This window comes from Aeromonas intestinalis (assembly GCF_054052485.1).
The window spans coordinates 50049-62720 of record NZ_JBSTYK010000002.1 but is presented as its reverse complement, the minus strand read 5'-3'; the positions used below and the strand labels follow the sequence as shown (position 1 = coordinate 62720).

Annotated in this window: 10 protein-coding genes; all 10 read right to left on the bottom strand. The window is 56.1% G+C overall.

Annotation, left to right across the window (positions count from 1 at the left end; translation table 11 throughout):
• Positions 1–112: 112 nt before the first annotated feature.
• The 10 genes from hybE to tssI all read right to left on the bottom strand — a co-directional run bounded on the left by hybE (position 113) and on the right by tssI (position 12667).
• Positions 113–649, bottom strand: coding sequence for a hydrogenase-2 assembly chaperone (gene hybE / locus ACW5W7_RS02625; RefSeq protein ID WP_456500672.1), 537 nt, complete (start codon positions 647–649; stop codon positions 113–115).
• Complete coding sequence (locus ACW5W7_RS02620; RefSeq protein ID WP_456500671.1) at positions 631–1146, bottom strand: HyaD/HybD family hydrogenase maturation endopeptidase; 516 nt, start codon at positions 1144–1146, stop codon at positions 631–633. The genes hybE and ACW5W7_RS02620 overlap by 19 nt, the downstream gene beginning before the upstream one ends.
• The gene (gene hybC, locus ACW5W7_RS02615; RefSeq protein WP_456500670.1) at positions 1146–2849 is read right to left on the bottom strand and encodes a hydrogenase 2 large subunit; all 1704 of its coding nucleotides are present in this window, start codon (positions 2847–2849) and stop codon (positions 1146–1148) included. The genes ACW5W7_RS02620 and hybC overlap by 1 nt, the downstream gene beginning before the upstream one ends.
• Entirely contained in the window at positions 2846–4033 is a 1188-nt protein-coding gene (hybB, locus tag ACW5W7_RS02610) for a Ni/Fe-hydrogenase cytochrome b subunit (RefSeq protein WP_456500669.1), read from the bottom strand. The genes hybC and hybB overlap by 4 nt, the downstream gene beginning before the upstream one ends.
• Positions 4026–5054: a hydrogenase 2 operon protein HybA gene (gene hybA / locus ACW5W7_RS02605; RefSeq protein WP_456500668.1), complete on the bottom strand. Its 1029-nt coding sequence runs from the start codon at positions 5052–5054 to the stop codon at positions 4026–4028. Before hybA ends, hybB begins: the two co-directional genes overlap by 8 nt.
• Complete coding sequence (gene hybO / locus ACW5W7_RS02600; RefSeq protein WP_456500667.1) at positions 5051–6184, bottom strand: hydrogenase 2 small subunit; 1134 nt, start codon at positions 6182–6184, stop codon at positions 5051–5053. Before hybO ends, hybA begins: the two co-directional genes overlap by 4 nt.
• A 640-nt stretch (positions 6185–6824) precedes the next feature.
• Entirely contained in the window at positions 6825–7589 is a 765-nt protein-coding gene (locus ACW5W7_RS02595; protein ID WP_456500666.1) for a hypothetical protein, read from the bottom strand.
• A gap of 79 nt (positions 7590–7668) precedes the next feature.
• On the bottom strand, positions 7669–8118 hold the full coding sequence (locus tag ACW5W7_RS02590) for a hypothetical protein (RefSeq protein WP_456500665.1): 450 nt from the start codon (positions 8116–8118) through the stop codon (positions 7669–7671).
• Positions 8108–10597, bottom strand: coding sequence for an N-acetylmuramidase domain-containing protein (locus tag ACW5W7_RS02585; RefSeq protein ID WP_456500664.1), 2490 nt, complete (start codon positions 10595–10597; stop codon positions 8108–8110). The genes ACW5W7_RS02590 and ACW5W7_RS02585 overlap by 11 nt, the downstream gene beginning before the upstream one ends.
• Positions 10598–10606: 9 nt before the next feature.
• Positions 10607–12667, bottom strand: a complete 2061-nt coding sequence (gene tssI / locus ACW5W7_RS02580; RefSeq protein ID WP_456500663.1) for a type VI secretion system tip protein TssI/VgrG — start codon at positions 12665–12667, stop codon at positions 10607–10609.
• Positions 12668–12672: the final 5 nt, after the last annotated feature.

Genomic DNA, 12672 nt, shown 5'->3' with positions numbered 1-12672 from the left:
CTGCTATGTATTTTATTTCTTTATGCCTCTTGCCCCGGGCAAGAAACGCCACCTGATTAAACCAAACAAGGGGCATGCGGGGCCCCATTGCGACTATGACGATGTTGGCGGACTAGCCTTGCCGGGCGCCCAGCAGTCGCCTGCGGCCCAGATCCACGGCCCCTGCCCTGCCCTGCTGCACCGGCAGGGAGAGCAGCATCTTCTGCACGCTCTCCACCAGGGCCGCCCCTTCGTCGGCACCGAGGTGCGAGTCCAGCGGCGACATCAGGGAGCAGGCGAGCAGTTGCCCCGTCTCGGGCAACGCCCCCACCATGAAGGTAAGGTTGCCGCAGGGCAGTTGCAGGGCGAGGCGCGAGCTCAGCGGGCGCACCGGCCAGCACTGATCCGGCCCCGGCAGCACCACCACGCTCAGCATCCAGGGGGTGAGCACCACCCCGAGCCACTGCTCCTCATGCAGCGCACAGCGCGCCAACACCGGCATCGTCTGGTGATAGAAGGGCAAGCCCTGCATCTCTTCCCGGGCGATGCGCTTATACTGCGCCACCAGCATGGATGCGGGGTTTTCTGCAATCCCGCAGACCCCTTGCTCTGCCTGATTGCCATCTGACAGCACATATTGCTGCTTATCGCTCAAATGGGGTTGCGCCATGCGGCCTCCCGTTCCATGTCGGTGAGAGGAGTGACCGGGCAGCCAAGCTCGGCCAGCAAGGTCAGGATCCGCTCCTTGGCCTCCCTCATCGCCGCGGCCACCACCGGGGTGAGGCCGATACGGGGCTCCAGCGACTCTGGCTCTATGCCGATCAGGGTCAGTCGCCTGGGGGACTCCCCGGTCAGCTGCAGGGCCGAGAGCACGTCCGCCAATCCCAGCTGATGAGGGGAGATCTTGCGGCCGAACAGCGCCGGGATCTCCTCGTCACGCAGGGTGATGACGGTGCCGGGCGGATTTGCACTCAGTACCGCATCCGCCACTATGATGTGGTCGCGGCACGCCATGGCTTCGAGCAGCTCCATGCCGGCGGTACCGCCGTCCAGCAGCTCGACGCCCGGGCCGAAGCGGTACTCCCGCCCCAGCGCCTCGACGATGCGCACGCCGACCGCCTCGTCGCTCAGCAGCAGGTTGCCGACCCCCAGGATCAGGGTGTTCATCACAGCACCTTCACCTGGGTCACGTCGCCGCTTCGGGTATCCACCACGTGAACGGCGCAGGACATGCAGGGATCGAAGGAGTGGATGGTGCGCACCACTTCCAGCGGCTTGGCGGGATCCGCCACCGGGGTCCCCACCAGGGACTGTTCGTAGGGGCCGGGCTCGTCGTTGAAGTTGCGCGGACCCGAGTTCCAGGTCGACGGCACCACCGCCTGATAGTTTTCGATCTTGCCGCCCTTGATGACCACCCAGTGGGAGAGCATGCCCCGGGGCGCCTCCTCGAAGCCCACCCCGCGAAACTCCTTGTCCGCCGGAATGTCTGCCTTGATGTAGGCGGTGGTATCCCCCTTGCCGATGTTGTCGATGAGCGCCTGCCACTGATGGGAAAGGGTGTCTTTGAGCACACAGCAGCGCACTGCCCGGCCGATGATGCGCCCCAGGGTGGAGTGCAGCTGCTCTGTCTTGATGGCCGAACCGGTGAGCGCCTGATAGAGGCCACCCAGCTGATCGAAATGCGCCACCGTGCCCGGGTGCTTGGCCGCCAGCTTCACCAGCAGATCCGCGAGCGGGCCCACCTCGACCACCTTGCCGTAGAAGGTGGGGGACTTGACCCAGGAGTACTTGCCGTCATCCTGCCAGCCGGTGTAGTTCGGCTCGGTCTTGCCCTCCCAGGGCTTGAGGGGCTCGTCGTCCTTGTACCAGGCGTGCTTGTTGCTCTCGGCGATGCCGTCCATCAGCCAGGCGTCCTGGTGGCTCTCGATGGGGCGATAATTCGCGAGATCGCCGTTCTCGATGTAGCCCCCCGGCATCAGGAAACTGCCGCCCTTGGCGTCGGTGGGGAGCTCCGGCACGCTCAGGTAGTGCTTGGCCCCCTGCCCCAGCGCCAGCCACTCGGGATAGTGGGCGGCGATGATGGCGGCATCCACCTTGTAGACCTGCTCGATGAACTCGCCGAGCCGGTCGATGAAGCTCTTCACATAGAGCAGGCGCTCGAGGTTCAGCACGCTCGGCGCGTCCAGGTTGATGGGGTTCGCTACCCCGCCCACCGCCAGATTCTGGATGTGCGGCGTCTTGCCCCCCAGGATGGCGACGATGCGGTTCGCATCGCGCTGGCATTCCAGCGCCTGCAGGTAGTGGGCCACGGCGATGAGGTTCACCTCCGGGCTCAGCTTCATCTCCTTGTGACCCCAGTAGCCGTTCGCGAAGATGCCGAGCTGGCCGCTCGCCACCAGGGCGCGGATCTTGTCCTGCACCTTGGTCAGCTCCTCGACGCTGTTGAGGGACCAGGTCGATACCCCCTTGAGGATATCCGCCGCCTTCTGCGGACTGGCCTGCAGCGCCGAGGTGATGTCCACCCAGTCCAGCGCGGAGAGCTGGTAGAAGTGGACGATGTGATCGTGGATGTTGTGGGCCGCGATGATGAGGTTGCGGATGTACTGCGCGTTGACCGGCACCTCGGCGCCGATGGCATTCTCCACCGCCCGCACCGAGGCGATGGCGTGGATGGAGGTGCAGACCCCGCAGATGCGCTGCACTATCATCCAGGCGTCGCGCGGGTCGTTGCCCTTGAGGATATCCTCCATTCCGCGCCACATGGTGCCGGACGACCAGGCCTTGGTGACGACGCCGCCTTCGATCTCACAGTCGATACGCAGGTGCCCCTCGATGCGGGTGATGGGGTCTATGGTGATACGTTGGCTCATACGTTGGCTTTCCCTCGGGCCTGATAATCTTGGTGAACACGTTCAAGCGATGGCAACACCGGCAGCAGCCGGATCAGCAGCAGATAGGCACAGACCTCGATGGCCACGAAGCCAAGGGAGATGAGCACCTCTTCGGTACTGGGGAAGTAGTGATAGCCATTGCCCGGATTGAAGGCGAGCAGGGAGTAGTCCAGTCGCCAGAGGGCGGCGCCCAGCAGCATGCTGAGGGCCCCCAGGAACAACATGCGGGAATCCCGGCGGCTCTTGTCCCAGTGGAACACCAGCAGCGGGAAGATCATCAGCGCGATCTCGCTCCAGAACATGATGGAGTAGCGGTTGAAGTCCGAGAGGTATTCCGATTTGTCGTTGATGACGATTTCGGCAAAGCGCAGGGCCACGAACAGGATCAGGAAGATGTCGATCACCTGGGTCAGCTTGTAGAACAGCGGTTTCTCGTTGGGGCCGCGTCCTGCCAGCCCCGCCTGCACCAGGGAGCCTTCAAACACCACGATGGAGAAGCCCATGATGAAGGCGGTCAGCAAGGAGAAGACCGGCAGCAGCTCGTAGCTCTGCCAGAGTGGATGGATCTTCTCCCCCGCCACTATCATCAGGGAGCCCATGGAGGACTGGTGCATGGTGGGCAACAGGGCGCCGAGCGCCAGTACGAAGAACATGATCTTGTTGAGCCGGATAAGCGAGGCCTTCCAGCCGAATTTCTCCAGCAGCACGGGGGCAAACTCCAGCGCCATGACCCCGATGTAGATGGTCATGCAGACCGCCGTCTCGAACAGCACCGACGAGGTGTTGAAGTGACCCGGCAAATAGAAGTAAGGCAGGTTCCAGTAGCGCCCCACATCGATGGTGATGGAGAGGCCGCCCAGCGAATAGCCGAACAGGCTGGCCAAGAGCGCCGGTCGCACTAGGGGGTGATACTCCCCCCGGTTGAACACGTAGACGGCCCAGGCAAGAGCCCAGCCGCCACAGGCGAAACCGGTACCAATCAAGAGGTCAAAGGAGATCCAGAGCCCCCAGGGATAGCCGCCGTTCAAGTCGGTGACCGAGCCCAGCCCGAAGATGAGCCGCTTCAAGATCAGCATGCAGCACAAAATGGCGAAGGGGGCCAGCACCAGCACGGGCCAGCTGACCAGCTTGCCCCCCAGCGGATGGGCCTTGTGGTTACTCATGATCCTTGCCTCCCGATGATTTTCCCTGATCCTGGTGCTGCGCATCATGATCCTTGTCATGCTGTTTGGCATTGCGCCGGATCAGTACGGAGAGACCGGTCAACACCACCATGGGCAACACCATTCCCTTGTAGAGGGTGTGCTGGATATGCTCGGAGCGGGCACCGGAGGAGAGCTCGGGCAAGTCCGGCATGTCGAGCTTGGTGTAAGGCACCCCGGCCAGCACCAGCACCTGGGTACCACCCCCCTCCTTCTCCCCGTACACATAGGGCTGATAGCTCGGCACGGCGTGCAGATAAGGGTCGTTGGCAGTGAGGGTCTGACGGGGGTAGGCGTATTCGCTGCCCGGGGTCGCCAGCAGACGCCGCTTGGCCTCGGCCATCAGATCCTCCCGGGTACCGAAGATGACGGCGCCGGTGGGGCAGACCTCGACACAACCGGGCAACTTGCCCTGATCGATCCGCTCAAGCCCCTTCTGGTTGCACAGCTCGCACTTCTGGATGGCGCCCAAGGGGTTGTCGTACTCGTATTTCGGCACATCAAACGGGCAGCCCACCATGCAGTAGCGGCAACCGGTGCAGACGTCCGGGTTGTAGTGAACGATGCCGGTTTTGGGATCCTTGCGCAGGGCCTGTACCGGGCAGACGGAGACACAATTGGGATCCACGCAGTGCATGCACTGCTTCTTGATGTAGGCGTAGCCATCCACCAGCTGATCCTTGTGTTCGCCACTGCCGCTTCGCCACACCTGGATGATGTTGTTGGTATAGGGGGTCAGCTTGTCGTTGTTGGACCAGGTCTGCTCCCCTGCCGGGTTGCCGGGATTCCCGTTGAGGCGCTGGCACTCCGCCACGCAGGCCTGGCAGCCGACGCAGAGGGTGGAGTCATAGAGCATGCCGAGCGACCCGGGGATGGGAGGCTTGTTTCTGGCTTCCGCCATGGCCGTGCCGGGAATGGCCGCCCCTGCCGCCATGGCTCCCACGGAGGCAAATTTGAGGAAGTTGCGTCTGTTCACGGTCATTCCCCCCGTGGCGCTTGCTGTCCGGCTTCGTGGCGTTTCTGCTGGCGACCGAGTTCACGCACCGTCATCAGGCTCACCCCGACCAGCACCCCGAGGGCGCCGCCAATCAGGCCGGTGGCCGTCGGTGACATATAGCCCCCTTCCTGAATGGCCACATCGGGTTTCTCCACCCGCGGGGTGGGATTCTCCACCTTGGCGAGCTGGAAGATCCCCTTGCTGAACCCCACCCCCTGCTCATTGCAGCCATAGCAGGGGTGGCCGATGCCCACCGGCCAGATACCGCCACCCACATCGCAGAACTCCAGGGTGGAGCAGTTGCCATAGGTCTCGGGACCCTTGCAGCCGAGGTGATAGAGGCACCAGCCCTGGCGGTGGCCTTCGTCGCCAAACTCCTTGGCAAAACGCCCGGCATCGAAGTGCGGGCGACGCTCGCAATTTTCGTGAATGAGCCGCTCATAGGCGAACAGCGGCCGCTTCTTGGCATCGAGTGCCGGCAACTTGCCGTAGGTGATGTAGTAGGCGACCGTGGTCAGGAAGTTATGGGGATTGGGTGGGCAGCCCGGAATATTGATGATGGGCGTACCGATATTGCCGAGGGCCTCTTCCAGGCTGACGGCACCGGTGGGGTTGCCACCGCTGGCAGGCACCCCGCCCCAGGCGGAGCAGGAGCCGATGGCGATGACGGCGGCGGCGTCCGCCGCCGCGCGGCGAATATGATCGACGATGGGCTCGCCGGCCACCATGCAGTAGACGCCCCCATCCTTGAGCGGGATGGAGCCATCCACCACCAGCACATACTTGCCTTTATAGCGTTCGATGGCGTTGTGCTTGTTCTCTTCCGCCTGATGACCAAAGGCCGCCGAGAGCACTTCGTGGTACTCCAGCGATATGGTATTGAGGATGAGGTTCTCGATGGTGGGGTGCGTGGCACGCAGCAGTGACTCGGTACAACCGGTACACTCCTGCGCCCCTATCCAGATCACCGGAGGCCGCTCTGGGCTGGTGAGCGCAGTGGCCATCTTGGCCACTGCATTCTGGCTTAACCCCAGGGTTGCGGCCATCCCGGCACACAACTTCATAAAATCACGGCGATTAATTCCATGAGCCGATAAAAAATTATCCGCGACCATTCGTCTTATTCCCGTCAGTGTGCATTATTTGACAAATGCTTAATTGCGGAAATGCTATGCCTCCTCCCCCGCCCCGATGTTGATCTCAATCAAGTCGCGGGACATTAGCCGCCGATAAAACTCATCATGAAAAATAAAAAAACCATATACAGCAATAGCTTATCGAAAATCATTCTCAACTAAAGAATACCCATTATGGGTTATTATCTGTTCAGCTTGAATTAAAAACATTTAAATTTCGGCTCATCTCCTGGGCATATTTATCAAAACAAAAGCGCTGTCACAGAATCATTACCCTACTGCTGATATTGGACGTTATAGAGACTGGGGTCGAGATTTTGCTAAATGGAGCACGCAAAGGAAGCCTATAAAAAACCGTACAAGGCCAATTAATTAATCAAATCAGCATTTCCTATCATCAGGACCTGCCACTGCAGCCTACACCCTGTTTGGTGATGTTATGCCTTAAATGAGCCTCAAACAAAACTCATTTTTTCAGAATTCCTTGCTGCTAAAACAACCGAGCTCGATTCTCAGATCCAAGAGAAGGAACCTGGGAGCCGTAACTACGTGATCCCGGATATAAAAACACCGGCCTTAAGCCGGTGTCGGAAGATAATATCTATAGACAAGGAATTATTCATGTACATGAAATAACAGATAACTGTTTGCCATTCTGAATTACTGATATCTCGCCCTTAGCAGGTGATACATTGTACATCGTGTTTTTATTCTTAAAGCTAAATGTTTCACCCATCAATGAAAAATCATTAAGGGATAGTTCCTTTCCTAGCTTGCCATAATTATATGTTATATCTCCTGAGAAAGGAGAGTAGCATAAGTTAAGATTTTTCCCCGATTTTGTCTTACAGTAATAGAAAACTCTCTCATCACTGCCACAAATTTTGTTTCCGGTATGTTCTGACAATGCATTTATCTCAATGTATCTCATGTCATGATATAAATCTAACATTTTATCATCACTCACGAGACGATAAGAAGTGCTGATGATTTTACTTATGATGGCCGCGTCCTCACCTGCTACTCCATCCAAATCAACGGCAGAAATTTCATTGCCTTTATTTATTTCACCAATACCACTTACTCGCTCCTCGCCTGAGCTTGTTGAGATAGATGCACTACCTATATAATTAAAATCCCCAGAAACATCAAAATAATATACAGCACTCAGTCTTGGCCTATCGGCAGATACAGTTATCTTAATGATCCCACTATTATCTATTTTTTTGCATGAGCTATTTGTCGCAATAAATGGAACTGTAAACGTCTTCCCTTCCCCGCTATGTATTACCGATAAGGTGCTACTTGGTTCATTATCTGTAGTCTTAGTGGTAATATAATATGATACATCATCATCGCAGTTACTATAGGCATATGTGTACATAGGAATGACACTATAAAAAACGATGTGCAACCTTCTTAAGAAAGGATTCATTAATCTACACCAAAAAATATTAAATATATTATTTTTCAGGATAACATCCCAATGCATCTTCTTTATCACATTGTAGCAAGGGGATCAGGTCTACAAGTTTGTTTGCAATTATTTTTCTGCAGGGGATATTATATTCCTTTTCAGATATATTTACTATTATACCTGACATTTCTTCATCTCCTTCGTAGTTACTAAAAATCGAATACTTGTATTTCCCTTTACTGAAAGAAACCTTTCCATATTCAGTCTGGTATCTATAGTAATAATTATGACTAAACCCATTAAACCCATCCCCCAATGAGTGATAAGAAAACTCAATTTTATCACCTTTCGAGAATTCATAACTCAATCTATCCCCATCAATGAATAACTTAACATCTCCTTTATCAGTCTCACAAGAGAAATACACGTTTTCTCTGCTATATGAGGAAGCTGAAATGAAAAAAAACAATATAAAAATATAAATATTAGAGCGCATTATAATTATCCTTCATTCGTTTATCATACCCTTTCTGCCTAGGGCCATTGTATACCAGTGCAAATGCCAACCAATCCTTGGCTCGAATAGCCTTAAGCAATCTATTATCTGCCTTTATAAAATTAACAAAAGCTTTAAGATGATTTTTTTCTGAAACACTGAGTGAGCCAACGAATTCCCTTACATCTTTATATCCAGCACTCAAGTGATTGGAACCTAATATTTGAAACTTCCCCCAAGATGCTGCCTTTAATGCAGCATTCTTATCCAATGAGTAGGCTAGCATAAGTTTCCTATATTGAACTTTATATGCTCCATATCCCCCTCCCACAGGGTTAGATATCTCAGGGTGAGACTCATCATATTTCCCACTCGTCATATTACTAAACTTATGCCTTTCAAACAAAATAGAAAGTACTGCATCATCCTGATCTGAGAATTTATAATAACTGCCAGTGCTACCAGTTTCCGTTAATGCAACTGCTTTTATAGCCTTCACCTCACACCCAAGCTCAGAAGCAGCATTGATATAATCCGACTCTTCAACTACCTCACCATTATAGAAAGACAAAAATTCGACTTCACTTAAAGTGTCATATATATATGTCTTTGGATGCCCATTTGGGGCCGCTGTAGCTAACGCCATAATTCCGACAAGCGAAAGGTGCCAGATCTCTTTTTCAAGTCTTAACTTGGCGGCACTCTGCATCCACTCCAACTTATCGATGCGTTGCTTTTCGTGATCCACCAACTTGTCAAAATCGGGCAGTCCAATTTTAGACATCAACTTGTCCAGCCATAAATAACTGCTGGCGGAAGATTTCTCATACCACTCGCTGGGGTGCTTGACGATAAGTTTGTTAAGTTGATCTCTATTGCCGCTATTTTGCAAGGCGGCCTGGATCTCTTTACTGTCAAGCTCACCGCTCTTGTCGGTATCGAAGCTGTTGACCAGATCGGTGAAGAAGGCCGGTGGCGCCTCGGGGTCCAGATAGCCATCTGAGCCTGAACCATCGACCTTTTTAAAACCGATCTTCAGCCAGTCATGCTGACTCAGCAGTTCAACCTGCTCTTTTTTGACATATTTTCCTGATGATATCCCAACCCACTCCTGCTTAGTCGCATCTTTCTCTATCTTGGGGGATTCAACCAATTCCTCCAGACTCTTGCCACCGGTTGCCAGCCATTGCTCTTTACCGTCCTGCTTTTTCTTCTCATACAAGAGGAGTTCTGCCGGCACTTTGGCATAGACGGTTCCCCCCTTGGTGCCCGCCTTGTTGGCCAGCACGTCATCAAGACGAGGGTCCTGGGTGAAAACTTCGAGATGGACCTGATGCTTGCTCTCTTTCCCGCCCATGAGGGAGCCTGGCGTTTCCACCAGGCCGAGGTACCCTATTGTCTCGCCCGCGGCGATGACGACTGGGGATGGCAACACATAGAGTTCACCGAGATGGGTAGGAGGAAGCGTATTTGCCTTGATATATTTGTCTTCGACGCACACCCAGGCGACACCACAACTGCCTGGCATTGCGTCCACACTCGGCGTCACATATTTGCATCTGGCCATCTTGTGCGCCTTGTCACCCATCCAATGGAATTCCAATTGGTGCGCATCATACTGCAACTTGGTACCGGCAGGCAGAGAAACACTGTGCTTTCCCGCCACCGGACGACCTGTTGGTCCATCAACGCCGGGATCCGACCGGCCAACCATATTGGTCAGCAGTTCCGCCTCTATCTGATCGAATAGCCAGCTCGGCAAATTGGGCTTGATAACACCGACCGCATCCGGGCTATTGGCGATCCAGACCGAGCTCCCCTCACCGACCAAGACGCCCGCCTTCTCCGCCTCTTTCACCTGAGAGCTGGCAAGCTTGCTCTTGATAGTTACCTTGATGAAGTCATATTCCTTGCCCCCCACATTTCCCTTCTGGGATGGCGTACTGTTGTCCATCTCCAGTTCGGTATCCTTGGGCAAAGCGAAGCGGGGCAAATCCGCATCGGCCCGTTGCTGCTCGGCATCGGGATTGGCATGAGGAACGGAGTTGCGTGCATTCCAACCTTTCTTCAATACCAGCGTCTCGGCAGTCTGATACTGATTCCAGGGCAGCAGATGCATATAGAGCGAATAGAAGGTGAATTCATTTTTCGCCTTGGTCTCTGCGTTGATTTCACAATATTCGTGCTGCACCAGGCAGAAGCAGTTGGAATAACGCAGGGATTCCCCCTGAAATTCGGAGGTCAGGTAATCCTCCATCATCCGAAATGCCACCACCTTGCCATCGGCGATGGCCCGGACGGGATATTTATCCTTGCACCAGGGGGCACTCTGATCGCTGATATGAATACCGCCGTGCCACTTGTTGTGATTGCCGAGCAGATAGTGACCTGACTTCTCACCGTTGATCAATGCAGTCAATGCCTTGACGTCTTTGAACTCTTCCCCTGCCGCGGTGAGGATGGGAAATGCAAACTTCATGCTGCGTCCTTATTCAGAAAAGAGGTAGAAGGCCTTGGGCTTCTTCTCTACAGGCGCCTGCTCCTTGAGCAGCGCCTCCATTGCCTTCTCGGTGGGAACGGCCTTGGTCAACTCCACCGCCTCGGGAGCCTTGACCACTTCCACGGCCTTGGGCACTACGGGAGCCTTGCCCGCCCAGCCGGCGCCTGAACCCGCACTGCCGCCGGCGTTGAGTTTGATGGCGGGACCCACCAGCTTGATGCCACTCGGGTCCACCTTCACAAAGCTGCCGCCTCCCTTGAGGGTGATCTCCGCCCCCGCCTCCAGCACCAGCTTGTCCCCCACCTTGATGTGCACCTCTTGCCCGGCCTGTACCAGCAGGGACTGCCCGAGTTTCTGGTGCAGGGAGGCATCCACGGTGAGCGAATAATCAGCCTTGACGTGATCCCGCTTCTCGCCATTCACCGTGAGGTGGTCATTTACCTTGATGCGGGTCACCCGCTCGTTGTCGATGTCCCGATGCTCATCGTGCTTGATGTGCCAGGCCGCATCGTTTTCAATCAGCAGATTCAGGTCTTTCTGACCGTGGATGTAGATCTCTTCCTTGCCCGCTTGGTCTTCGAAGCGCAGCTCGTTGAAGCCCTCCCCTTGATAGGTCTCGGTGCGCAGCACGGTGCGGGTCTTGTTGGCTGGCAACTCGTAGGGAGGGCGGTTGGTGGCGTGATAGGTGCGGCCGGTGATGATGGGTTGGTCCGGGTCCCCTTCCAGGAAACTCACGATGACCTCGTGGCCGATGCGCGGGATGGTCATCATGCCGTATTGACCGCCCGCCCAACCCTGAGAGACCCGCACCCAGCAGGAACTCTGATCGTTACTCGAACCGTAGCGGTCCCAAGGGAATTGCAGCTTCACCCGGCCGTGCTCGTCGCAGTAAATCTCTTCCCCTTGTGGCCCCACCACAGTCGCAATTTGCGGGCCGTCCACCATGGGCTTAAAGGGCGCCTGTGGGCTGCCGATGCGCGCGCGCCAGGTGGTGCTGGCCTTCACCACCCCGAATTCGTTGTGATAGACGGTGGGGCCGCTGCCCCCCTCCTCCTCCAGCGCCTGGGGCTGCAAGCCTGTGTGGCTGATGCGCACGACTTGCCAGTCGGCATTCAAGCTGCCGTTCGGGTGTTCGGTCAGGGAGAAATACTGCCCCGGCAACAGGGCCGCACAGTTGGATTTACCCTGGCCGGTGACGGCGTCATTGCGCAGGGCATCGAGCCGGTGCTGGGCAAATGCCTTGCCGCTCGGGTCCAGCTTGTAGCGACCCGGGGAGTCGAAATGCTGATAGGTATCGCGCTGATGCTCGAGCTCGGCACCGCGCAGCTTGTGGGAAAGCCCATAGGCCGGGGTCTTGAAGCTGTAGTCCTTGAGCTCCACATCGCTTGGGCGCACCGCCTCCCGATAGTGGAACTGACGTACATAAGGGCCCTGCTCCAGCGAGCGGTTGCCGAGGTTGAAGAAGAGCTCGGGGCCTGGGGTCAATGCAGCCGCATCATCGGCAAAGACGATGCGATGCTTGCCTTGCTCAAACTCGTGGAAGTAGAAGAGCCCCTCTTCGGCAGCGAGGCGATTCACGAAATCCAAGTCCGTTTCACGGTACTGGACGCAGTATTCGCGCTTCGCGTGTTCGTTTTTCAGCGCAAAGGCATAGTCGGTGATGCCGTGCTCTTGCAGGAGAATGGAGAGGATTTCGTCCGGCTTCTGGGCCTGGAAGATGCGGGAATTCTGACGAAGGGAAAGCCGCCACAGGGCGGGCTGCACCAAGAGCTGATAGCGGGTGCGGCGAAAGCCGCTGTCCCCCTGGGCCACGTCGCTCACCACCCCGCAGACCCGCCGCTGCAGCTCGCCGTTGTACCAGATGAGCAGCTCGCAGGGCTGGTCCAGCACGGCGCCGAAATCGACATCAGGCTGGGGGCTGGCCAAGTCCAGTCTCAGCTGGAAGGGGCCGCTCAGCGCCTCTTCCAGTGCAAACTCCGCCACCACGAAGGTGCTCTCGGGCAGGGCCCCCACCTTGACGGTAAATTGTAATCCTGTGCTGTCTGCCATGGTCG

What these genes read in the sequence shown, in the direction of transcription:
- hybE (WP_456500672.1), bottom strand. Translation starts at nt 649, where the DNA reads ATGGCGCAACCCCATTTGAGCGATAAGCAGCAATATGTGCTGTCAGAT.
- ACW5W7_RS02620 (WP_456500671.1), bottom strand. Translation starts at nt 1,146, where the DNA reads ATGAACACCCTGATCCTGGGGGTCGGCAACCTGCTGCTGAGCGACGAG.
- hybC (WP_456500670.1), bottom strand. Translation starts at nt 2,849, where the DNA reads ATGAGCCAACGTATCACCATAGACCCCATCACCCGCATCGAGGGGCAC.
- hybB (WP_456500669.1), bottom strand. Translation starts at nt 4,033, where the DNA reads ATGAGTAACCACAAGGCCCATCCGCTGGGGGGCAAGCTGGTCAGCTGG.
- hybA (WP_456500668.1), bottom strand. Translation starts at nt 5,054, where the DNA reads ATGACCGTGAACAGACGCAACTTCCTCAAATTTGCCTCCGTGGGAGCC.
- hybO (WP_456500667.1), bottom strand. Translation starts at nt 6,184, where the DNA reads ATGGTCGCGGATAATTTTTTATCGGCTCATGGAATTAATCGCCGTGAT.
- ACW5W7_RS02595 (WP_456500666.1), bottom strand. Translation starts at nt 7,589, where the DNA reads ATGTACACATATGCCTATAGTAACTGCGATGATGATGTATCATATTAT.
- ACW5W7_RS02590 (WP_456500665.1), bottom strand. Translation starts at nt 8,118, where the DNA reads ATGCGCTCTAATATTTATATTTTTATATTGTTTTTTTTCATTTCAGCT.
- ACW5W7_RS02585 (WP_456500664.1), bottom strand. Translation starts at nt 10,597, where the DNA reads ATGAAGTTTGCATTTCCCATCCTCACCGCGGCAGGGGAAGAGTTCAAA.
- tssI (WP_456500663.1), bottom strand. Translation starts at nt 12,667, where the DNA reads ATGGCAGACAGCACAGGATTACAATTTACCGTCAAGGTGGGGGCCCTG.